The following is a 21,799-nucleotide window of genomic DNA, read 5'->3' as shown; positions in this document are numbered from 1 at the left end:
CCGGCCGGGGGAGGTCGGCCGTGAGCGTGGGTACGGTGACCGACTGGCTGGCCGCCGTCGCCCTGGTCTGCGGGGCGCTGCTCAGCCTCGCCGCCGGGATCGGCGTGCTGCGCTTCCCGGACGTGCTGGACCGGATGCACGCCGCCACCAAACCGCAGGTGCTCGGGGTGCTGCTGTTGCTGCTGGGGCTGGTGCTGCGGCTGCGTACCGCCGCCGACCTGGGCATGATCATGCTGGTCGGGGTCTTCCAGCTGGCCACCGCCCCGGTGGCCGCCCAGATGATCGGCCGGGCCGCCTACCGGTCCGGCCGGGTCGACCGCAGCCTGCTCGACGTCGACGAACTGGCCGGGGACCCGCCCCGGACCGGGGAATAGCGGGAGGAGCAGGAACTTTGTCCCCACCCTCAGCGGGCGCCCAGCAACCGCCGATAGAATTACGGCATGATCGACTCCTCTGCCCAGGAGGGCAGCAGTAGCCAGCCGGGTCGTGCCCGGCAATCCCCCGCCCCGACGTCCACGGGAGCCCTGAGCGACCCGTGTTGATCGTCGTCGGTCTCGTACTCATCATCGTTCTCACCGCCGCCACCGGCTACTTCGTAGCCCAGGAGTTCGGCTACGTCGCCGTGGACCGGGGCAAGCTCAAGCAGCTCGCCGACGACGGCGACGCCAAGGCCGCCCGCGCCCTGGAAGTCACCGGCCGGCTGTCGTTCATGCTCTCCGGGGCGCAGCTCGGCATCACCGTGACCGCTCTGCTGGTCGGTTACGCCGCCGAGCCCTACCTCGGTGCCGGGCTGGCCGAACTGCTCGGCGGCGTCGGCGTCGCAACCGCCGTCAGCCTGCCGCTGTCGGTGGCGTTGGCGCTGGTCATCGCCACCGTCGTGCAGATGGTCCTCGGTGAGCTCGCCCCCAAGAACCTGGCCATCGCCCGTCCCGAGGCGTTGGCGCGGGCGCTGAGCCGGTCCACCCTGATCTACCTGAAGATCGCCGGGCCGTTGATCACGCTCTTCGACCGGGCCGCCGTCCGGCTGCTGCGCCGGGTCGGCATCGAGCCGATCGAGGAGTTGCCCAGCGGTGCCACCCCGGCCGACCTGGAGCAGATCATCGCCGAGTCCCGGGAGGAGGGGCACCTCGACGCCGAGATGTCCGACCTGCTCGACCGGGGTCTCGACTTCCGGGAGCTGACCGCCGGGGAGGCCATGGTGCCCCGGGTCGACGTGCACACCATCCGGTCGCACGAACCGGTCAGCCGGGTGGTCGAGCTGCTCGACACCGGCCACTCCCGGTTCCCGGTACGCGGCGTGGACGGCGTCGACGACCTCGTCGGCGTGGTCGGTATCGCCGACGTGCTCGGGGTGCCGCCGGCCGAGCGCGCCACCACCCCGGTCAGCGCGGTGGCCGTACCGCCGCTGCTGGTGCCGGAGACGTTGCCGCTGCCCACGGTGCTGGACCGGCTGCGCTCCGGGCACCGGCAGCTCGCCTGCGTGGTCGACGAGTACGGCGGCTTCGCCGGCGTGATCACGCTGGAGGACATCGCCGAGGAACTCGTCGGACCGATCCGCGACGAGGACGACCCGCCCGAGCCGGCACCGATCCGGCAGGACGACGGCTCCTGGGTGGTGCCGGCCCGCTGGCGGATCGACGAGGTCGCCGACAGCACCGGCATCGCCCTGCCCGAGGCCCCCGAGTACGACACCCTCTCCGGGCTGGTCATGCGGGAGCTGGGCCGGGTGCCCGAGGTGGGTGACCGGCTGGAGATCAGCCTGCCGGTCGACCACGACGAGCCGGCGGAACGGCCGACGGCCCTGGTCGAGGTGCTCGCCGTGGACCGGCACGTGGCCGACTCCGTCCGGCTCACCCTGGCCGGCGACCAGGATGCCGACGGGGAGCCCCGGGCCACCGGCGGCGGGGGCGACCGACGCCGCGCCACGAACGTCCGCGCCACCGGCACCGGGGGCGACCGACGCGGTCGCGCGAACGCCCGTGCCACCGGTGGCGGTGCCGACGTACGCGTCACCCGGGGTCGGGAGGAGCGGTCATGAGCCCCACCGTCGCACTGCTGGTGTCGGTGCTGCTGCTCGCGCTCAACGGCTTCTTCGTGGCCGCCGAGTTCGCCCTGGTGGCGGCCAAGCGCTACCGGCTGGAACAGACCGCCGCCACCGGCAGCCGGGCCGCCCGCGCCGCCCTGGACGGGGTACGGGAGCTGTCCCTGATGCTGGCCGGCGCGCAGCTCGGCATCACCCTGTGCACCCTGGGGCTGGGCGCGCTCGCCGAACCGGCGATCGAACACCTGATCAGTCCGCTGCTGCACACCGTCGGCCTGCCGGAGGCGGCCAGCCACGTCGTCGCGTTGATCTTCGCGTTGGGGCTGGTGACGTTCCTGCACCTGGTGGTCGGCGAGATGGCCCCGAAGTCGTGGGCGATCACCGACGCCGAGCGCTCGGCGACGCTGCTGGCGCTGCCGTTCCGGGCCTTCGCCCGGGTCGCCCGCCCGGTGCTGTCCGTGCTCAACGCCCTGGCCAACGCGATGCTGCGGCTGGTCGGGGTGCAGCAGCAGGACCAGCTCGCCCAGGTCCACGGCCCGGACGAGCTGCGCATCCTGCTCGAACAGTCGCGCGAGCACGGGCTGCTCGGTGCCGAACAGCACCAGATGCTGACCAGCATGCTGGAGTTGCAGGGCACCACCGTCGCGCAGGTGATGGAACCCTTCGACCAGATCGTCACGGTCCACCGCAACGACACCGCCGAGCGGATCGAGCAGGTCAGCCGGGACAGCGGCCGGTCCCGGCTCGCCGTGCTCGACGACGGCGGAGAGGTGTGCGGGCTGGTGCACGTACGGGAGGCGGTCCGGGCCGTCACCACCAGCCGGGCGGCCACCGCCGCCGAGCTGATGACCCGGTCGTTCACCCTGCCCGCCACCTCCTCGGTCACCGAGGCGGTCGCCGCGATGCGCGCCGACCAGGCCCAGTTGGCGCTGGTCCGCAACGGCGGCGGCCCGACCCGGCCGATCGGTTTCGTGGCGCTGGAGGACCTCCTCGAAGAGGTCATCGGGGAGTTCGACGACGAGACCGACCCGATCCCCCGGGGCCGCCGGATGCGCTGACGGTCGTAGCGCCCGTCGTTCCGCGGGATCGACGCAACGGGGGCGATGTGGTGGTGTCGCAGTGGCATGGACACCACTACATCGCCCCATCGCGTTGATCGACGAGGCCGCCCCGCCCCGCCCCGCCCCGCTCCGCCCGGTCGGGTGTCCGGGTGGAGGAGTGCCGGGCCGGTCAGCGGGAACCCGCACGGTCATGCGGTTGACCGGGGTGTCCCGGGAATCCGGTGTGACCGGGTTGTCGGTGAGTACCACCCTCACCAGTCCGAGCACCCGTCCGGGGCTGCGGCTGCCGGGGCGGGTGACCCTCAGCGCCGGGTCGCAGGACGTGCCGGTCCGGCACGTACGGCTGGGTCTGGTGGCGACCGCCGAACCGGAGGACCCCCGTTCGCCCCGTCGCCTGGTGCAGTACCACCAGGTGCCGGTGGGGGGACGGTTCGTCGTACCGGCCGGGCGGCGGCGGGCCATCGACTTCGCCGTGCCGCTGCCGTGGGAGACCCCGGTGACGATCTTCGGCGGGGTACCGGTGATGAGTATGCGTACCGGGCTGCGCACCGAGGTGTCGGTGGACCCGGAGCTGGAGCAGGGCGCGATGGTGCCGGTCTTCGTCCATCCGCTGCCCACCCAGCAGCATGTGCTCGCCGCGCTGGACACGCTGGGTTTCGTGCTGCGGCAGGCGGGCCTGGTGTCGAGCCGGCTGCCGGGGGTCGCGCAGGCCCTGCCGGTGCACCAACGGCTCGGCTACTGGGTCGCCCCGCTCTACGCCGGCCCGATCACCGAGCTGGAGCTGATCTTCGTGACCAATTCGGCCGGCCTGGAGGTGCTGCTCTGGATGGACCGGCGGCTGTCGTTGACCGGGATCAGTCACCAGAGCATCAGCCGGTTCCGGATCTGGCACACCGGAGCCGACCAGCAGGACTGGGTCTCGGTGGTGGACGGCTGGTTGCGTAGGGCGATCGACCGGCACGCGGCGGCGGCCTCCGACGCGCACTGGTCGGCCCGGATCACCGAGTCGGCCCACGTCAGCCGGCCGCCTGACGAACCGGTGCGGCCAGGCTTCGGGCTGGGCGGCACCGCCGGGAGTGGGGGGATCGGCAGCGGCGGTGGAGGTGGCGACGGCACCTGACCCGCCGGCCGCAGCGGGCGTCGGCGGGCCGGGTGTCGGGTGTCGGGGGCGGGGCGGGTCAGACCGAGGCGGTGGCGAGCTTGATGCCGAAGCCCAGGAAGAGCATGCCGACGCCGGTGGTGGCTCCGGCGGCCAACCGGCGACGCTGCCGGAACTGGGCGGCCAGGAAGGTGCCCGCGAAGATCAGCGCGGTCAGGTAGAGCGCGCTGGTCACCTGGGCGATCAGCCCGAGCAGCAGGAACGACAGCGCCGGCCAGGCGTAGCCGGGGTCGACGAACTGGATGAAGAACGAGATGAAGAAGAGGATCGCCTTCGGGTTGAGCAGGCTGATCACCAGCGCCTTGCGGAACGGGCTGTGCAGCGCCTCCGGCTCGGCGGCGTCGATCAGCCGGGGTGTCGCGGGGTCGTTGCGGTCACGCCACCGCCGCCAGGCCCCCCGCAGCATGGTCAGGCCGACGTAGCCCAGGTAGGCCGCGCCGGCGTACTTGATCACGAGGAAGAGCGGCGGGTACGCCTTGAGCAGCGACGCCACCCCGGCGGCGGAGAGGATCATCAGCACCGAGTCGCCGAGGAAGACCCCGCCCGCCGCCCGGTAGCCGGTCGCCACGCCGCGCTTGGCGGCGGTGGAGAGCACGAAGAGGGAGTTCGGCCCCGGTAGCAGGATGATCGCCACGGTGCCCAACACGTACGTCCAGATGTCGGTGATGCCCAGCACGCCCGTCATCCTCGCTCCGCAGGTGCCGAACGGCGAAGCCATTCCCGCAGCCTGGCCTGTGCGTTCGGCCACTCGTCGACGGTCATGGCGTACTGCACGGTGTCCCGCCAGGAGCCGTCCGGGCGCTGCCGGTGCATCCGCAGCACGCCCTCCCGGGTCGCGCCGAGCCGGGCGATCGCGGCCTGCGACCGGGTGTTGCGGATGTCGGTCTGCCAGACCACCCGCACCGCCCCCAGCTCGTCGAACGCCCGACCGAGCAGCAGCAGCTTGGCCTCGGTGTTGACGGCGCTGCCCCACCAGGGCCGACCGAGCCAGGTGTACCCGATGGCGACGCTGCGCCGCGCCGGGTCGATGTCGTAGTAGGAGGTCGACCCGATGACCGCGCCGGTGCGGGCGCAGCGCTGCACCCACGGCACCCGTTCGCCGCGTTGCCGGGCGTCCAGCGCGGTGGTGACGACGGCCCGCATCGCGGCCGGGTCGGTGGGCGTCGGGTGGCTCAGGTGGGCCCAGACCTCCGGCTCGGCGGTGGCGGTGAAGAGGTCGTCGGCGTGCGCCGTGGTGAGCGGTTCCAGCAGCACGTGCCCGCCGCGCAGCGGCACCGGCTCGTACCACGGTGACCCGGCGGAACCGGACAGGTAGGCCGGCAGTGGGGCGGTCACCCCGGTGTCGGGTTCCGGCGGGCCGGCGACCTGCCGCAGCGGCACCACCCCGGCCCAGTACGGCAGGTCGAGGTCGGCGGGTTCGTCGCGGACCCCGCCGGTGCGGGTCCGCACCGACACCTCGTGCAGCGGCAGCGCCAGGACGGCCGTCTCGGCCAGCTCCCGCCGGCTCGGTGGGCGGCTGTCGGCGGCCCGCCCGGCGGCGGCCTTCTCCACCAGGGCGGTCAGCACCGTGCGCTTGTCGTCCTCGCCGGTCACCAGGTGGGCGGTGCCGTGGGCGACCACCGAGCGGTAGTTGGCGCTGTGGTGGAACTGGGAACGGCCGAAGACCAGCCCGTCGAGCAGGGTCACGGTGACGCAGACCGGCAGCCCGGCGTCGCCCCGGGCGGCGAGCAGCGGCCGGCTGCCGGTGGAGCCGTGCAGGTAGAGGGTGTCACCGACGCGGACGTGCAGGGTGGGCAGCAGTCGGGGCTCGCCGTCGACCACGAACCCCAGCACGCAGTGGTAGGCCTCGTCGAGCACCGCGTGGGCGGTGGCCCGGTCGTAGCTCATCCGGTCCCGGCTGCGGCTGGCGGTGGTGCGTGCGGTCGGCGCGTACATGTGACATCCCGCCTTTGTTCTAGTACGATCCTGGAACTGTGGCAGCACATTATCAGATCCTCGGGTCCACGTCCGCCGCGATTTCGGCGAGCGTGGAAACCGGCATCCGCAGCGGCGCGCTCGCCGCCGGTGACGCGTTGCCGCCCGTCCGCGCCCTCGCCACCGCGCTGGCGGTCAGCCCGGCCACCGTCGCCCGCGCCTACCAGGAGCTGCGCCAGCGGGGTCTGGTGGTCACCGCCGGCCGGCACGGCACCCGGGTGCGGCCCCGGCCGCCGGTCGCCCCCCGCCGCGCCGCACGCGCCCCGGCCCCCGCCCCCGGCACCCGGGACGTGTCCCACGGGCAACCCGACCCCCGGCTGCTGCCGCCGCTCGGCCCGCACCTGGCCGCGCTCGCCGACACGGTCGGCCCACCCGTCGGGTACGCCACGACCGGCGTGCACCCCGCCCTGGCCGAGGCCGCCCGTTCCCGGCTGGCCGCCGACGGGGTACCCGCCGACGAGCTGACCGTCACGGGGGGCGCGCTCGACGGCATCGAGCGGCTGCTCGCCACCCACCTGCGCCCCGGCGACGCGGTGGGCCTGGAGGACCCGGGCTGGGCCAACCTGCTCGACCTGGTCGCCGCGCTCGGGTTGCGGCCGGTCGGCTTCCCGGTCGACGACGAGGGGCCCGTCGTGTCCGGGGTGCACGACGCCCTCGCCCTCGGGATACGGGCGCTGGTGGTGACCAGCCGGGCGCAGAACCCGACGGGCGCCGCCGTCTCCGCCGACCGGGCCGGGGAGTTGCGGGCCCTGCTCGCCGGCCGCCCCGACCTGCTGCTGATCGAGGACGACCACGCGGCCGAGCTGTCCCGGCTGCCGGTGCACCCGCTGGCCGGTGCCACCCCGACCTGGGCGTTCGTCCGCTCGGTGAGCAAGCCCTACGGGCCCGACCTGCGGTTGGCGGTGCTGGCCGGTGACGAGGTGACGGTGTCCCGGGTGGCCGGCCGGGCCCGGGTGGGGGCCGGCTGGGTCTCCACTGTCCTGCAGCGGCTCGTCCTGTCGCTCTGGCACGATTCGGCCACCACCGCCCTGGTCGACCGGGCCGCCGACGCCTACGAACGTCGCCGTCGCGGGCTGCTCGCCGCGCTCGCCGACCGGGGCGTGGCGGGGCACGGCCGCAGCGGCATCAACGTCTGGCTGCCGGTGCCCGACGAGACCGCCACGGTCACCGCGCTACGCGACGCCGGCTGGTCGGTCGCGCCAGGTGGCCTTTCCCGGCTCGGCAGCCCGCCCGCCGTCCGGATCACGGTCAGCGCGCTCGACGACGCCGACCTCGTACCACTGGCCGACGCGGTGGCGGCGGCGGTCCGTCCCGCCGGTCCGGTCGGTTTCACCGCCTGATCCGCGCCGTCGGCCTCCTCCCTTCCCGCTGCCCAGAGGTGGGCTCCGGCGGTGTGGTCAACCCCGCCGGGCGTACGAAGACCTTCCGGCGGGCGACCGCGTCGCCGGCCGCGTCCAGTTGGTAGCCCTCCAACCAGACCCATCCGTCGTACGTGGGCCAGTCGAGCACCCGGATGACCCGCAACCGGATGGGCCGGAGGAACTGCACGCTGGCGGCGCTGGTCACGTACACCAGGTCGCCGGCCCTCACCGGCCGTCCCGGTCCCGTCGGGCGCGCAGCTCCCGCTGGACGCGCCGGTCCCGCCAGGCGCGCAGCGTCGCGCCCGCGTCGGCGAGACGGGCGCACGAGCCGTCCGGCCGGCACCTGGAGCAGGCGTTGCGGTGGTGGAAGTCGACGACGTAACCGGCCATCACCACGGCGAACGGTGGCTCGCCGGAGCGCGGCTCAGGCATCGGGCCAGCACCCCCGGTTGGGCCGGTCGGAGCGGCGCGCGCCCCACCTCACCTCGGGGACCAGTCGGCGCGGCGCGGCCCGGCGGCCGGCGGGGGAGTGTCGCCCGGCAGCCGCCGTCGGGGGCAGGGGCCTGGCCCGTTGTACGACGTCGACGGGCTCAGTCGGCCGGTGGAACCACTTGCAACGGGACATGCCGAGCGCTCCTGACGCTAGGAGTTTACGTGACGTAAACCTTACATCCGAAGAGTGAGTTGGGTATAGAGTCTCCGCTTCTGGAAGCGTGCGCACGCTGTATCCGTAGCGTCTGACGGGTGGAAGTAGCGTTGATGGGTGCGGCAGAGATCCAGGAACGCCTGGGCGTCTCCCGGCAGCGCGCCTACATCCTGATCAACCGACGGGACTTCCCGGCTCCGGCGGCGACCCTCAGGATGGGCAACGTCTGGCTCAAGTCCGATGTGGAGGCGTGGATCGCCGAGAAGCGTCCGCACCTGCTCGAAAGCGACGAGGAAGCGTAGGGAACCCGGGTCGACGGGACGCCCGGCGGGTCCCTCGTGGACTCCCGACGCGACCGGGTAGAACAGTCGCCATGGCCGAGCAGACCGACGTACCCGGTGCCCAGCAGTTCATCCCGCCGCAGGCCGGCACACTGGCCGAGCTGCGGGCCGCGGCCGCCGGTTGCCGGGGCTGCGAGCTGTACCGGGACGCCACCCAGACCGTCTTCGGCCGGGGCGACGAGAGCGCCCGGGTGGTCTTCGTCGGCGAGCAGCCCGGCGACCTGGAGGACCAGCACGGGCTGCCCTTCGTCGGCCCGGCCGGCCGGCTGCTGCGCAGGGCGGTCGACGACGCCGGCCTCGACCCGGCCCACCTCTACATCACCAACGCGGTGAAGCACTTCCGGCACGAGCTGCGCGGCCGGCGTCGCATTCACCAGACCCCGGACCGGGTGCACATCGTCGCCTGCCGGCCGTGGCTGGTCGCCGAGTTCGCCCGGCTCCGCCCCGACCTGGTGGTGGTGCTCGGCGCGACGGCGGCGAAGGCCCTGCTCGGCCCGACGTTCCGGGTCACCCGGCAGCGTGGCGGGCTGCTGCCCTGGCCGGCCGCCGCCGAGCACCCGGAGGACTTCACCCGGGCTCTGGTAGACCGCGCCGACGCGCCCGCCGCCCGGGTGCTCGCCACCATCCACCCGTCGGCGGTGCTGCGCGCCGACAACCAGGACGTCGCCTACCGAGGGCTGGTGGACGACCTCACGGTCGCCGCCCGCGCCCTGACCAGCTGACGGCGGGGCCGCGCGCCCGGGAACCCCGGTGCGGGCGGGTGGCCGGCTGCGCGAGGATGGCCTCCCCGGACCAGGAGCTGCGATGACCGTCGACCTGCGCGTGCCCACCCGGCCCGACGTCGCCCCGATCCAGCGACGTACGTTGCGGCTGCTCGTCGCCACCCAGACCATCGGTGGGGTCGGGGTGGCGATCGGGATCTCCGTCGGGGCATTGCTGGCGGCCCGGATCGCCGGCACCGCCGTGGCCGGGCTGGCGCAGAGCTGCGGGGTGGTCGGCGCGGCGCTGCTCGCCGTACCGGTCACCCGGATCATGAACGGGCACGGCCGGCGGCCGGGGCTGGTGGTGGCCTACCTGACCGGGGCGGTCGGGGCACTGCTGGTGGTGCTCGCCACGGTCACCGGCGGGGTGCCGCTGCTCTTCCTCGGGATGCTGCTGTTCGGCGGCGGCACGGCGGCCAACCTCCAGGCCCGCTACACGGCGGTGGACCTCGCCGAACCGGCCCGCCGGGGCCGGCAGCTCTCCCTGGTCGTCTGGGCCACCACCATCGGCTCGGTGGCGGCACCCAACTTCGCCGCGCTCGCCGACCGGGTCACCCATGCCTGGGGGCTGCCGTCGCTGGCCGGCCCGTTCGCGTTCAGTGCCGTCGCGTTCAGCCTGGCGGCGGTCGTACTGCTGCTGTTGCTGCGGCCCGACCCGCTGCTGACCGCGCGGCGGCTCGCGGCGGCCGAGGCGGGGACGCCGCCCGGGGCCGGAACCCCGGCGGCGACCGCGTCGGGCGCGCGGCGGGCCGGCATGCGGGCGGCCTGGCGGGTGGTGCGCCGCCGGCCGGCGGCCCGGCTGGGCATCGCCGCCGTCGCGGTCGGCCACCTGGTGATGGTCGCGGTGATGGCGATGACCCCGGTACGCCTCGGCGAGTCGCACTCCGACGCGGACGTGCTGCGGGTCGTCGGCATCGTGCTGAGCGTGCACATCGCCGGCATGTACGCGTTCTCGCCGGTGGTGGGTTGGCTCACCGACCGGTGGGGCCGGCGCGCGGTCATCCTCACCGGCGTCGGCACCCTGCTTGCGGCGTGCGCGGTGGCCGGCACCGCCGGGCACCACACGCCGCGCCTCTCGGTCGGCCTGGCCCTGCTCGGGCTGGGCTGGTCGGCGACCATGGTGGCCGGCTCGACGCTGCTGTCCGAGGCGGTGCCGTCCCGGGTACGCCCCAGCGTGCAGGGGCTCTCCGACCTGACGATGGGGCTGGCCGGGGCGGGTGCGGCGGCGGCCAGCGGGTTTGTCATGCGGGTGGCGGGTTATCCGACCCTGACCCTGCTGGCGGCGATCGCGGTGGTGCCGCTGGTGGCGCTAGCGTTGCGTCGGGTGCCACCGACGGCACCCGACGAGGAGGAGTGATCACGTGCGGCTGACCGACTTCTGGACCCGGCTGGACGAGGCGTTCGGGTCGGGCTACGCGGCCAGTATCGCCAGCGACCAGGTGCTCTCCCAACTCGACGGGCGGACCATCGAGCAGGCCCTCGCGGCCGGTGAGCAGACCCACGTGGTGTGGCGGGCGGTGGTCGCCGCGTACCCCGACCGGGTGCCGGCGCGACTACGCTGAGCTGCCGTCGAACCCCGTCCGCGTGTCGCTTGCTGACTCGTACACCTGTTCGGCTATTGTCCACAGCGGGGTGCTCGTCCACAGCTCGCGGCCCGTCGGCTGGTTTTCTGTCGGACCCAGCGCCTAGCGTGTCCGCGTGACGCGAAGCTCAGGAAAGACGCCGGCGAAGGCAGGAGTGGCAAACATGGCCGCAGGGCCCGACCGGGAGAAGGCACTCGACCTTGCTCTCGCTCAGATCGACAAGCAGTTCGGCAAGGGGTCGGTGATGCGGCTGGGCGAGCGCCCGGTCGTCCAGACCTCGATCATCCCGACCGGTTCCATCGCGCTCGACGTGGCGCTGGGCGTGGGTGGCCTGCCCCGGGGCCGGGTCGTCGAGATCTACGGCCCCGAGTCCAGCGGTAAGACCACGGTCGCCCTGCACGCGGTGGCCAACGCCCAGCGGGCCGGCGGCATCGCCGCCTTCGTCGACGCCGAGCACGCGCTCGACCCCGACTACGCCAAGGCGCTCGGTGTCGACACCGACGCCCTGCTGGTCTCCCAGCCGGACACCGGCGAGCAGGCGCTGGAGATCACCGACATGCTGGTCCGCTCCGGCGCGATCGACATCATCGTGATCGACTCGGTGGCGGCCCTGGTGCCGCGCGCCGAGATCGAGGGCGAGATGGGCGACAGCCACGTCGGTCTCCAGGCCCGGCTGATGAGCCAGGCGCTGCGGAAGATCACCGGCGTGCTCAACAACACCGGCACCACGGCGATCTTCATCAACCAGCTCCGCGAGAAGATCGGCGTCATGTTCGGCTGTATGTCGTACTCGACCAGGGTGACCCTGGCCGACGGCACGCAGGAGAAGATCGGCAAGATCGTCAATCAGCGGATGGACGTCGAGGTCCTCTCCTACAACCCGGAAACCGACCGGGTGGAGCCGAAACGAATCACCAACTGGTTCAACAACGGCCCCGCCGAGCAGTTCCTCCAGTTCACCGTGGCCAAGTCGGGCGGTAACGGCCGCGCCCAGTTCGCCGCCACCGCCAACCACCTGATCCGCACGCCCGGCGGTTGGCGGGAGGCCGGCGAACTGATCGCCGGTGACCGGGTCATGCTGGCCGAGCCGCGGCGGCTGAGTGAGCAGCAGTGGCAGGTCGTGCTCGGTTCGCTGATGGGTGACGGTGCCCTCTCGCCCAACCGGGCGGACCGCTCCGGTGTCCGTTTCCGCCTCGGGCACGGCGCTGCGCAGGTCGACTACCTCGACTGGAAGGTGTCCCTGCTCGGCAACATCACCCACTCCCGCCGCACCGACGAGCGCGGTGCCGCGTTTGCCGACTTCACGCCCCTGCCCGAGCTGGACGAGTTGCGGCGGGCGGTCTATCTGGGCGACGGCAGGAAGCACCTCAGCTGGGACTACCTCAAGGCCCTCACGCCGCTTGCCCTCGCCGTGTGGTACATGGACGACGGGTGCTTCACGGTCCGCTCCAAGGGCGTGCAGGAGCGCACCGCCGGTGGCTCCGGTCGGATCGAGATCTGCGTCGAGGCGATGGCGGAAGGCAGCCGTGAGCGGCTGGTGGAGCATCTGCGCGACGCGTACGGCATGGAGGTGAAGCTGGTTTCCCGGGGTGCCCGGGGAACTGCGTCGATCATCTTCACGACGGCGTCGTCCGCCCGGTTTCAGGAACTGGTCGCGCCGTACGTGCCGGCGGCGATGCACTCGAAGCTGCTTCCCCGGTTCCAGGGGCAGTGCGCGGTCGAGCCGCAGTTCGCCTCGGCGGAACTCACCCCGGTGCCGGCCCGGATCATCGACGTGCACGTCAAGCCCAGGACCCGCTCGATGAACCGGTTCGACATCGAGGTGGAGGGCAACCACAACTACTTCGTCGACGGGGTCATGGTGCACAACAGCCCCGAGACGACCACCGGTGGTCGGGCGCTGAAGTTCTACGCCTCGGTCCGGCTCGACGTGCGCCGCATCGAGAGCCTCAAGGACGGCACCGACGTGGTCGGTAACCGCACCCGGGTCAAGGTCGTCAAGAACAAGGTCGCCGCGCCGTTCAAGCAGGCCGAGTTCGACATCATGTACGGCAAGGGCATCTCCCGTGAGGGCTCGCTGATCGACGTCGGCGTGGAGCAGGCGATCATCCGCAAGTCCGGCGCCTGGTACACCTACGACGGTGACCAGCTCGGCCAGGGCAAGGAGAAGGCCCGGGAGTTCATGAAGGAGAACCCGGACGTGGCCGCCGAGATCGAGAAGAAGATCCTGGAGAAGCTCGGGGTCGGGGTCGGCGCGGGTGACGCCGCCGGTGGTCCTGAGCTGCCGCCTGTCGACTTCTGACCGGTCGCCCCCCGATGGCAGGACGACGCGCCCGCACGGGGCGGGGGTGGGACGCCTCCCCACCCCGCGCGGGTGCCGACGACCCTTCCCGCACCGGTGCCGACCCTTCCCGCACCGGTGCCGACCCTTCCCGCACCGGTGCCGACGATCCGACCCGGGCCGGTGGGCCCCGCCCCCGTCGGGGTCGCCGGGGACGGGCCGACGAGGACGCGCCGGGGCAGACCGAGCCGACCCCCCGGGACGAGGGCGAGGTGGCCCGGGAGATCTGCCTGCGGCAGCTCGCGGTGCGCCCGCGTACCCGGGCCGAGCTGGCCGGGGCGCTGGCGAGGAAGGGCATCTCCGACGAGGTGTCCGCCCAGGTGCTCGACCGCTACGACGAGGTCGGCATCATCGACGACGCGGCCTTCGCCCGCGCCTGGGTCTCCAGCCGGCACAACGGTCGCGGGCTGGCCCGCCGGGCGCTGGCCAACGAACTGCGCCAGCGGGGCGTGGACGGCGAGGTGGCCAGCGAGGCGCTCGGCGAGCTGGACGAGGAGACCGAGGCGCAGACCGCCCGCGCCCTGGTCGACCGGAAGCTGCGGACCGCCCGGGGCGAGCCCGACGCGGTGTTCCGTCGGCTGGTCGGCATCCTCGCCCGCAAGGGTTATCCGCCCGGGGTGGCGATCCGGGCGGTGAAGGACGCCCTGGCCGCCCAGAGTGCCGAGGCGGCCGAGTTCGCCGAGCAGATCGACGCCGACGCGCTGGCCGACGCCGAGGGCGAGCGGGGCTGACCGTGTGGAAGGCGTCCCTCAACGGTGCCCGGCGGCGCGACGAGCACCCCGCCGTGCCGCTGACCGCGGCCGAGCTGGCCGCCGACGCGGTGCGCTGTGCCGAACTGGGGGTGGCGGCGGTGCACGTCCATCCCCGCGACACCGACGGTGCCGAGTCGCTGTCCCCGTCGGTGATCGCCGAGGCGGTGACCGCGATCCGCGCCGCCCGGCCGGGGCTGCCGGTGGGGGTGAGCACCGGCGCGTGGATCGCACCTGATCCGGCCGACCGGGTCGCCGCCGTCCGCGCCTGGTCGGTGCTGCCCGACTTCGCGTCGGTCAACGCCCACGAGGACGGTGCCGAGGCGGTCGCGGCGGCCCTGCACGAGCGGGGCGTGCTGGTCGAGGCCGGCCTCTGGACGGTGGACGCGGTCCGTGCCTGGCGGGGCTGGCGGGTGCCCGCCGGGCGGGTCCTGGTCGAGTGCCTGGCCGACGAGCCGGACCGGGCGCTGGCCGACGCCGCCGACATGCTCGCCCTCCTCGCCCCCGGTGATCCTGCGGTGCTGCTGCACGGCGAGGGGCCGGCGACCTGGCCGGTGCTCCTGGAGGCGGTCCGCCGGGGCCTGGACACCCGGATCGGTCTGGAGGACACCCTGTACCTGCCGGACGGCTCACCCGCCCCCGACAACGCCGCCCTGGCGGGCTGCGCCCGCGCACTGGGTGCCCGCTGACAAGACCGGGTCCGGCCCCACCACTGCGGATATTCGGGATTTTCGTAGCGCAGTGTCCGGATTTGGATCACCAGTGGGTGACGTTGCCAACTCTCTCCGTTCGGGGGGTTTGATCATGAGTTCTTGACCGAACGGCCTTCCGCGACCTAGCCTCGCCATACAGGCTCACTTTGCCCGACCAAGCGCAGGCTAAGCGCACAACATAGATCGCGTAACAGAACCGCATCACTTTGGCCAGCTCCACCGGCCTTGACGGTCCCTCCGGACAGCCGGTCCGGAGCCGACCCGACAACTGCACCCGGCTGTCGGCGATGCCGCATGGGCATCGCCGACGGAGAGCTATCCCCACGGCCAGCCGCTCGGTCGGGCGTCCGGAGCCGCAGAGGTGGCGTGCCCGTCGGCACGGTTCCCCTGCGGCGTAGACGTTTGGGGAGGCGCGACCATGGCTGGTCGGCACAGGGACCGGGGGTCCCCAGGAGGTGGTGGCGCGCACGGTCGCGCCGGCACGGTGTTGCGGCCCACCGGCCCGGGTGACGGGACGCCGGCATGAGCACCTTCGACGTGGTGCTCCTGATCGTCGTCGGGCTCCTCGCCCTCGTCGTGGTCGGCGTCGTCCTGGTCGGCATACGGGCGCTGCGCCGGATCGGCACCGCCCCCGCCCCGGACGATCCCGCCTTCATCGCGGAGAAGGACCGGCAGGAACAGTCGCTGGCGGCGCTGCGCAGCGCCGCCGACGAGGTGAACAGCACCATCGACGTGGCGAAGTCCGCCGCCTCGGCGGCGCGGGCCGAGGCGGCCGGCGCGAAGGCGGAGGCGAAGTCCGCCCGCGCGGAGGCCCGGCGGGTGCTCGACGACGCCCGCGCCGAGGCGGACACCATCCTGGAGCGGGCCCACAAGCAGGCCGAGGCGGACGCCGAGCAGCTACGGACCGCCGCCCGACGCAGCGGTGAGCGTGAGGTGGCGGTACTCGCCGCGACGACGCGGGAGCAGGCGGCCGAGGTGGAACGCCGGGCCGCCCGGATGGACGAGCGGGAGCGGCTGCACACCGAGGAGGTTGAGCGGCTGGCCGAACGGGAGCGGCAGCTCACCGCCGCCAGCGCCGCGCTGGCCGAACGGGAGGCGGCGGTCACCGCCCGGGAGGCCGCCCTGACGGTGGCCGAGGAGCAGCGTCGGCGGGAGTTGGAACGCGTCGCCGGGCTCACCGCCGAGTCGGCCCGCACCGAGCTGATCGAGGCGATCGAGACGCAGGCGAAGCGGGAGGCGGCGCTGCTGGTGCGGGACATCGAGTCCGACGCCCGCACCACCGCCGAGCAGCGCGCCCGGCACATCGTGGTGGACGCCATCCAGCGGGTGGCCAGCGAGCAGACCGCGGAGAGCGTGGTCAGCGTGCTGCACCTGCCGGGGGACGAGATGAAGGGGCGGATCATCGGCCGGGAGGGGCGCAACATCCGCGCCTTCGAGTCGGTGACCGGGGTCAACCTGATCATCGACGACACCCCGGAGGCGGTGCTGCTGTCCTGCTTCGACCCGGTACGCCGTGAGGTCGGCCGGCTCACCCTGGAGAAGCTGGTCCTCGACGGGCGCATCCACCCGCACCGGATCGAGGAGGTGCACGACCTGGCCCGGCAGGAGGTGGAGGAGCTGTGCCACCGGGCCGCCGAGGACGCCCTGGTCGAGGTGGGCATCACCGAGATCCACCCGGAGCTGGTCACCCTGCTCGGCCGGCTGCGCTACCGCACGTCGTACGGGCAGAACGTGCTCAAGCACCTGGTGGAGACCGCGCACATCGCCGGGATCATGGCCGCCGAGCTGCGGTTGGACGTGCCGACGATCAAGCGGTCGGCGTTCCTGCACGACATCGGCAAGGCGCTCACCCACGAGGTGGAGGGCAGCCACGCCATCATCGGCGCCGACCTGGCCCGCAAGTACGGCGAGAGCGAGGACGTGGTGCACGCCATCGAGGCGCATCACAACGAGGTGCCGCCGCAGACCATCGAGGCGGTCCTCACCCAGGCCTCCGACGCCTGCTCGGGTGGGCGGCCGGGGGCCCGGCGGGAGAGCCTTGAGGCGTACGTCAAGCGGCTGGAGCGGATCGAGGAGATCGCCGCCGGCAAGCTCGGCGTGGAGAAGGTCTTCGCGATGCAGGCGGGCCGGGAGATCCGGGTGATGGTCAAGCCGGACGACGTCGACGACATCGGCGCGGCGGTCCTCGCCCGGGACGTGGCCAAGCAGATCGAGGAGGAGCTGACCTACCCGGGTCAGATCCGGGTGACCGTGGTCCGCGAGTCCCGGGTCACCGAGATCGCCCGCTGACCCCGTACGACCAGGAAGGGCCGGCCCGGAGATCCGGGCCGGCCCTCGTCGTGTGCGGTCAGTTGCCGCCCGCGCCCTCCGCCTGGGAGGCGAGCGCGGTGGGCGGGGCCTGGGGGGCCGGGGTGCCGGCGGACTTGCGACCCCGGGACAGCCGCCGCTGCACGAACTGGGCCAGCTTCGACAGCGAGTAGTTGGCCAGGATGAACAGCGCGGCGATCACCACGTAGACCTGGATCGGGTTGTCGAGCACGCCGATGAGCTGCTTGCCGATGTTGAGGGTTTCCTCGTAGCTGATGATGAAGCCCAGCGAGGTGTCCTTGAGTACCACGACGAGCTGGCTGATCAGCGCGGGCAGCATGATCCGGAACGCCTGGGGGAGCAGGATCATCCGGGTGGTCTGCGCGGGGGAGAGGCCGATGGCGGCGGCGGCCTCGGCCTGCCCGCCGGGCAGCCCCTCCATGCCGGAACGCAGGATCTCGGCGATGACCACGGAGTTGTAGACGGTCAGGCCGATGACCAGGTACCACAGCGTGTCGAAGGAGATGCCGAACTCGGGGAAGCCCCGGGCCACGAAGAAGATGGTGAGCACCACCGGCAGGCCCCGGAACACCTCGACGCAGACCCGGGTGACCGCCGAGAGGAGGACGCTCAGCCCGCGCAGCAGGTAGGCCACCGGGGTGGCCATCCCGGTGAAACGCCGCCGGGTGAGGCTCTTGAGCTGGATGCGCAGCACCGCGAGCAGGGTGCCGACCACCAGCGAGGCGACGATGGCCAGCGCGGCGGCGGTGAGGGTGTTCTTGAGGCCGAGGCCGATCCGGTCCCACACCTGGGAGAAGTTCTCGTGGGAGGGGTCGACGAGCGGCCCCCACAGCTCCATCGAGAACTGGCCCTTGTCGTCCAGCGGACGGTAGATCAGGAAGTACGCCCCGACCGCCAGCAGTACGGTGGCGACGATGCTGCTGATCAGGGTGATCCGCCGCTGGCGCGGGCCGGGGACGTCGTACAGGACGCTGGTCTGCTGACTCATCGGGCGACCGCCTGTCGCTTCTCCAGCCGGTCGAGCAGCGCGCCGAGCGGCACAGTCATGATCAGGTAGCCGATCGAGATGCCGATGGCGACCGGGATGAAGGCGTAACCCTCGGCGGAGGTGAGCTGGTCGGCGGTCTGGGACAGGTCGCCGACCACGCCGAAGAAGCCGATCAGCGCGGAGTTCTTGATCATCGCGATGATCACCGAACCGAGCGGCACCACCGACGCCTTCCAGGACTGCGGCAGCACGACGTGCCGCAGGTTCTGGCCGAAGGTCAGGCCGAGCGACCGGGCGGCCTCGGCCTGACCGGGGGGCACCGCGTTGACCCCGGAGCGCAGCGCCTCGCAGACGAACGCGGCGGTGTAGAGCACCAGGGCGATCAGCGCGAAACGGAAGTACGGCAGGTCGGTGCCGAGCCGGGTGAACAGCGAGTCCAGCACCGGGATCCGCAGGAAGTCGGCGTTGGAGCCGAGGGCCGGCAGGCCGAAGGCGGCGAAGAACATCACCACCGTCAACGGCATGTTCCGGAAGACGTTCACGTACGCGGTGCCGACGGCGCGCAGCGGCGGCACCGGCGAGATGCGGAGCACCGCCACGACGGCGCCCAGGATCAGGGCGCCGACCGCAGCGAGGACGCAGATCTGGAGGGTGAGCCAGAAACCACCCGCGAAGACGTCGAACTTGTCGATGAGCACACTCACGGGTCGGTGTTCCTCCCCACCCTCCAGATCGAGGTCAGATCAGTAACGGTTGACGGTGGGCGCGCTGCCCAGCTCCGCGCCGAACTTGCCGGCGGTGTCGTCCCACGCCTTCTTCCAGCTGCCGTCGTTGAACGCCTTCTCCAGCGTGTCGTTGATGAAGTTGCGGAAGTCGGTGTCCTCCTTCTTCACCCCGATGCCGTACGGCTCCTTGGTGAAGTTCTCGCCGGCCAGCTTGAACGACGCCTCGTCCTTGGCGATGTAGCCGAGCAGGATCACGTTGTCCGTGGTGACGGCGTCGACCTGGCCGCCCTTGAGGGCGTCACGGCACTTGTCGTACGTGTCGAAGAGCACCAGCTGGGTGCCGACGTCCTTGACGTACTTCTTGATCTCCTCGGCCGGGGTGGACCCGGTCACCGAGCAGACCTTCTTGGCACCGTCCTTGAAGGAGTCCGGGCCGGTGATGGTGGTGTCGTCCTTCTTGACCAGGATGTTCTGGCCGGCCTCGTAGTACGGCCCCGCGAAGGCGATCCGCTCCTTGCGCTTGTCGTTGATCGTGTAGGTCGCCGCGACCAGGTCGACGGTGCCGTTGACGATGACGTCCTCACGGACCTTCGACGGCGTCTCGACGTACTCGATCTTGTCCTCGGGGATGCCCAGCTCCTTGACGATGAGCTTGGCCACCTCGACGTCGAAGCCCTCCGGCTTGCCCGACAGGCCCTTCTGGCCGAAGCCGGGCTGGTCGAACTTGGTGCCGACCTTGATCTTCTGCGCCTTGTTGAGCTTCTCCATGGTGCTGCCGGCGGCGAAGGACTTGCTGCCGGCGCCGGTGCCCTCGTCGGCGTCGTCGCCACCGCAGGCGGCCAGGCCGAGCGCCAGAGTAGCCGCCGCGGCGACTGCCGCCACGCGCTTCATACGCATACTGAACTCCTTCTTCGTCGGATGCACCGGTGACCGGCGCGCTCCACTACGGACGCCTAGTGCGTGAGGATCTTGGAGAGGAAGTCCCGGGCCCGCTCGCTGCGCGGGTTGGCGAAGAACTCCGTCGGCGGGGCGTCCTCGACGAGCTGCCCGTCCGCCATGAAGATCACCCGGTTGGCGGCGTGCCGGGCGAAGCCCATCTCGTGGGTCACCACCACCATGGTCATGCCCTCACCCGCCAGCGAGGTCATCACGTCGAGCACCTCGCCGACCATCTCCGGGTCGAGCGCGCTGGTCGGCTCGTCGAAGAGCATCGCCTTGGGCTGCATGGCCAGCGCGCGGGCGATCGCGGCCCGCTGCTGCTGGCCGCCGGAGAGCTGGGCCGGGAACTTGTCGGCCTGGTTGGCGATGCCCACCCGGTCGAGCAGGGCCAGGCCGCGCTCGCGGGCGGCGGCCGGCTTCTCCTTGCGGACCTTGACCGGCCCGAGGGTGACGTTCTCCAGGATGGTCTTGTGGGCGAAGAGGTTGAACGACTGGAAGACCATGCCGACCTCGCTGCGCAGCTTCGCCAGCGCCCGGCCCTCGGCCGGCAGCGGCCGGCCGTCGAAGGTGATCGTCCCGTCGTTGATCGGCTCCAGCCGGTTGATCGTCCGGCAGAGTGTCGACTTGCCCGAGCCGGACGGCCCGATCACCACCACGACCTCGCCCTTGCCCACCGAGAGTGACACGTCGTCGAGCACGTGCAGGGGGCCGAACCACTTGTTGACCTTGTCCAGCACGATCAGCGGTTCGCCGGTCGCCACGTCGTCCACCGTCCCTGTCGTCGTACCGGAAAGCGGGGTCGGTCGACCCCCGGTTGGGCCACTGTAGGCGGGGCGACGTGGCGGATCGCAACTCAACGGGTCACGGAGAGGTAACACCGGTGTCGGGTGTACGCCGACGTCCGAATTCCGTCACCCCGGCGGGCCGTCAGGTGGCGGTGCGGCGGGGTGACGGAGATCATGGGGGGATGACCGACCGGGTCCGCCTGACCGAGTACGCGCGTGGTGGCGGCTGCGCCTGCAAGATCCCACCGGGGGAGCTGGAGGCGATGGTCGCCGGCCTCGGACCGGCCACCGGCACCGCCGAGCTGCTGGTCGGCCTGGACCACGGCGACGACGCCGCGGTGGTCCGGCTGGACGGGCGCACCGGATTGGTCACCACCGCCGACTTCTTCACCCCGGTCGTCGACGACGCCTACGACTGGGGGCGGATCGCCGCCGCGAACGCCCTGTCCGACGTGTACGCCATGGGCGGCACCCCGCTGGTCGCCATCAACCTGCTCTGCTGGCCCCGGGACACCCTCCCGCTGGAGCTGGCCCGGGAGGTGCTGCGCGGCGGGCAGGACGTGGCCCGGGAGGCCGGCTGCCACCTGGCCGGCGGGCACAGCGTCGACGACGACGGCCCCAAGTACGGGCTGGCGGTGACCGGGCTGGTCCGCCCCGACGAGCTGATCACCCTGGACGCCGGGCGGGCCGGGCTGCCGCTGTCGCTGACCAAACCGCTCGGCGTCGGGGTGCTCAACACCCGACACAAGGCCACCGGCGAGGTCTGCGCCGAGGCGGTGGCGTCGATGACCACGCTCAACCGGGACGCGGCGCGCGCCGCCGTCGCGGCCGGCATCCGCTGCGGTACCGACGTGACCGGTTTCGGGCTGCTCGGGCACGCCTCCAAGCTGGCCCGCGCCAGTGGCCTGACGGTGGCGATCGACGCCGCCCGGGTGCCCTACCTGCCCGGTGCCCGCCAGGCGGTGCGCGACGGGCACGTCAGCGGCGGCACCCGGCGCAACCTGGACTGGGTCGGCCCGTGGACCGGGTTCGGGCCGACCGGCGAGGCCGACCGGCTGCTGCTGGCCGACGCGCAGACCTCCGGCGGGCTGCTGCTGGCCGGCGAGGTGCCCGGTGGCACGGTGATCGGCGAGCTGCTGCCCCGGGGGGAGTCGATGGTCGTCGTCCGCTGACCCGCCCCCCGACCGGCCCGGCCGGGGGCACCGTACCCGATAAACTGTCGTTTTCCCGCTACTCGGCGCAGCGGAGCGTCAGGAAATTTTGCCCGGAATGGTCACAGACCGGTAACTTGTCCCCGGCTGAGG

21 protein-coding genes and 3 pseudogenes are annotated in these 21,799 nt (G+C 72.5%); 16 read left to right on the top strand and 8 right to left on the bottom strand.

The window, feature by feature from the left end; all coding sequences use genetic code 11:
- Positions 1–26 precede the first annotated feature (26 nt).
- The 4 genes and pseudogenes from mnhG to ACN260_RS21540 all read left to right on the top strand — a co-directional run bounded on the left by mnhG (position 27) and on the right by ACN260_RS21540 (position 4,222).
- Positions 27–374 carry a monovalent cation/H(+) antiporter subunit G gene (mnhG, locus tag ACN260_RS21555; RefSeq protein WP_422756783.1) on the top strand — a complete coding sequence of 116 codons (348 nt, stop codon included), beginning with the start codon at positions 27–29 and terminating at the stop codon, positions 372–374.
- A gap of 161 nt (positions 375–535) precedes the next feature.
- Positions 536–1,888 (top strand): annotated as a pseudogene (locus tag ACN260_RS21550) (hemolysin family protein); the annotation flags it as partial.
- A gap of 146 nt (positions 1,889–2,034) precedes the next feature.
- Positions 2,035–3,099 carry a hemolysin family protein gene (locus ACN260_RS21545; RefSeq protein ID WP_204923927.1) on the top strand — a complete coding sequence of 355 codons (1,065 nt, stop codon included), beginning with the start codon at positions 2,035–2,037 and terminating at the stop codon, positions 3,097–3,099.
- Between the two features lie 193 nt (positions 3,100–3,292).
- Positions 3,293–4,222, top strand: a complete 930-nt coding sequence (locus ACN260_RS21540; protein WP_422752777.1) for a sporulation protein — start codon at positions 3,293–3,295, stop codon at positions 4,220–4,222.
- A gap of 58 nt (positions 4,223–4,280) precedes the next feature.
- Here ACN260_RS21540 and leuE read toward each other — a convergent pair whose 3' ends face one another.
- Positions 4,281–4,946 carry a leucine efflux protein LeuE gene (gene leuE, locus ACN260_RS21535; protein ID WP_145918465.1) on the bottom strand — a complete coding sequence of 222 codons (666 nt, stop codon included), beginning with the start codon at positions 4,944–4,946 and terminating at the stop codon, positions 4,281–4,283.
- Positions 4,943–6,196, bottom strand: coding sequence for a bifunctional pyridoxamine 5'-phosphate oxidase family protein/GNAT family N-acetyltransferase (locus tag ACN260_RS21530; protein ID WP_422752776.1), 1,254 nt, complete (start codon positions 6,194–6,196; stop codon positions 4,943–4,945). The genes leuE and ACN260_RS21530 overlap by 4 nt, the downstream gene beginning before the upstream one ends.
- A 38-nt stretch (positions 6,197–6,234) precedes the next feature.
- Here ACN260_RS21530 and ACN260_RS21525 point away from each other — a divergent pair, with 38 nt between their 5' ends.
- Positions 6,235–7,575: an aminotransferase class I/II-fold pyridoxal phosphate-dependent enzyme gene (locus ACN260_RS21525; RefSeq protein WP_422752775.1), complete on the top strand. Its 1,341-nt coding sequence runs from the start codon at positions 6,235–6,237 to the stop codon at positions 7,573–7,575.
- Here the strand turns inward: ACN260_RS21525 and ACN260_RS21520 are convergent.
- Positions 7,565–7,825, bottom strand: a complete 261-nt coding sequence (locus ACN260_RS21520) for a hypothetical protein (RefSeq protein WP_422752774.1) — start codon at positions 7,823–7,825, stop codon at positions 7,565–7,567. The genes ACN260_RS21525 and ACN260_RS21520 overlap by 11 nt on opposite strands.
- Positions 7,822–8,028 carry a hypothetical protein gene (locus ACN260_RS21515; protein WP_422752773.1) on the bottom strand — a complete coding sequence of 69 codons (207 nt, stop codon included), beginning with the start codon at positions 8,026–8,028 and terminating at the stop codon, positions 7,822–7,824. Before ACN260_RS21515 ends, ACN260_RS21520 begins: the two co-directional genes overlap by 4 nt.
- A gap of 312 nt (positions 8,029–8,340) precedes the next feature.
- Here ACN260_RS21515 and ACN260_RS21510 point away from each other — a divergent pair, with 312 nt between their 5' ends.
- The 10 genes and pseudogenes from ACN260_RS21510 to rny all read left to right on the top strand — a co-directional run bounded on the left by ACN260_RS21510 (position 8,341) and on the right by rny (position 17,019).
- Positions 8,341–8,544 (top strand): helix-turn-helix transcriptional regulator, encoded by a 204-nt coding sequence (locus tag ACN260_RS21510; protein WP_420115820.1) that lies wholly within the window; start codon positions 8,341–8,343, stop codon positions 8,542–8,544.
- A 71-nt stretch (positions 8,545–8,615) separates the two neighbouring features.
- Positions 8,616–9,305 carry a UdgX family uracil-DNA binding protein gene (locus ACN260_RS21505; RefSeq protein WP_422752772.1) on the top strand — a complete coding sequence of 230 codons (690 nt, stop codon included), beginning with the start codon at positions 8,616–8,618 and terminating at the stop codon, positions 9,303–9,305.
- Positions 9,306–9,387: 82 nt separating this feature from the next.
- Entirely contained in the window at positions 9,388–10,701 is a 1,314-nt protein-coding gene (locus ACN260_RS21500; RefSeq protein WP_422752771.1) for an MFS transporter, read from the top strand.
- A 4-nt stretch (positions 10,702–10,705) separates the two neighbouring features.
- Entirely contained in the window at positions 10,706–10,906 is a 201-nt protein-coding gene (locus ACN260_RS21495) for a DUF3046 domain-containing protein (protein WP_088647147.1), read from the top strand.
- Between the two features lie 184 nt (positions 10,907–11,090).
- Positions 11,091–11,942 (top strand): annotated as a pseudogene (recA, locus tag ACN260_RS21490) (recombinase RecA); the annotation flags it as partial.
- Positions 11,943–12,002: 60 nt separating this feature from the next.
- Positions 12,003–12,557, top strand: a pseudogene (locus ACN260_RS21485) (LAGLIDADG endonuclease); the annotation flags it as partial.
- Positions 12,558–12,728: 171 nt separating this feature from the next.
- A complete protein-coding gene (locus ACN260_RS21480; RefSeq protein WP_372445910.1) occupies positions 12,729–13,229 on the top strand; it encodes a hypothetical protein in 501 nt (166 codons plus the stop codon).
- A 14-nt stretch (positions 13,230–13,243) separates the two neighbouring features.
- Entirely contained in the window at positions 13,244–13,999 is a 756-nt protein-coding gene (locus ACN260_RS21475; protein WP_422752770.1) for a RecX family transcriptional regulator, read from the top strand.
- Between the two features lie 2 nt (positions 14,000–14,001).
- Positions 14,002–14,706: a 3-keto-5-aminohexanoate cleavage protein gene (locus tag ACN260_RS21470; protein WP_422752769.1), complete on the top strand. Its 705-nt coding sequence runs from the start codon at positions 14,002–14,004 to the stop codon at positions 14,704–14,706.
- A gap of 546 nt (positions 14,707–15,252) precedes the next feature.
- Positions 15,253–17,019 carry a ribonuclease Y gene (gene rny, locus ACN260_RS21465; RefSeq protein ID WP_422752768.1) on the top strand — a complete coding sequence of 589 codons (1,767 nt, stop codon included), beginning with the start codon at positions 15,253–15,255 and terminating at the stop codon, positions 17,017–17,019.
- Between the two features lie 58 nt (positions 17,020–17,077).
- Here rny and ACN260_RS21460 read toward each other — a convergent pair whose 3' ends face one another.
- From ACN260_RS21460 to ACN260_RS21445, 4 genes are read right to left on the bottom strand one after another with little or no spacing between them, the layout of a single operon-like run.
- Positions 17,078–18,046, bottom strand: coding sequence for an amino acid ABC transporter permease (locus ACN260_RS21460; protein ID WP_422752767.1), 969 nt, complete (start codon positions 18,044–18,046; stop codon positions 17,078–17,080).
- A complete protein-coding gene (locus tag ACN260_RS21455) occupies positions 18,043–18,750 on the bottom strand; it encodes an amino acid ABC transporter permease (RefSeq protein ID WP_422752766.1) in 708 nt (235 codons plus the stop codon). Before ACN260_RS21455 ends, ACN260_RS21460 begins: the two co-directional genes overlap by 4 nt.
- Positions 18,751–18,789: 39 nt before the next feature.
- On the bottom strand, positions 18,790–19,668 hold the full coding sequence (locus tag ACN260_RS21450; RefSeq protein WP_422752765.1) for a glutamate ABC transporter substrate-binding protein: 879 nt from the start codon (positions 19,666–19,668) through the stop codon (positions 18,790–18,792).
- Between the two features lie 56 nt (positions 19,669–19,724).
- Positions 19,725–20,480 (bottom strand): amino acid ABC transporter ATP-binding protein, encoded by a 756-nt coding sequence (locus ACN260_RS21445; protein WP_422752764.1) that lies wholly within the window; start codon positions 20,478–20,480, stop codon positions 19,725–19,727.
- A gap of 197 nt (positions 20,481–20,677) precedes the next feature.
- Here ACN260_RS21445 and selD point away from each other — a divergent pair, with 197 nt between their 5' ends.
- Positions 20,678–21,667, top strand: a complete 990-nt coding sequence (gene selD, locus ACN260_RS21440) for a selenide, water dikinase SelD (protein ID WP_422752763.1) — start codon at positions 20,678–20,680, stop codon at positions 21,665–21,667.
- Positions 21,668–21,799 lie beyond the last annotated feature (132 nt).

Source organism: Micromonospora sp. WMMD708 (assembly GCF_049315245.1).
Classification (GTDB): domain Bacteria; phylum Actinomycetota; class Actinomycetes; order Mycobacteriales; family Micromonosporaceae; genus Micromonospora; species Micromonospora wenchangensis.
The sequence above is the reverse complement of the archived record's forward strand: the minus strand, read 5'-3'. Positions and strand labels throughout refer to the sequence as shown.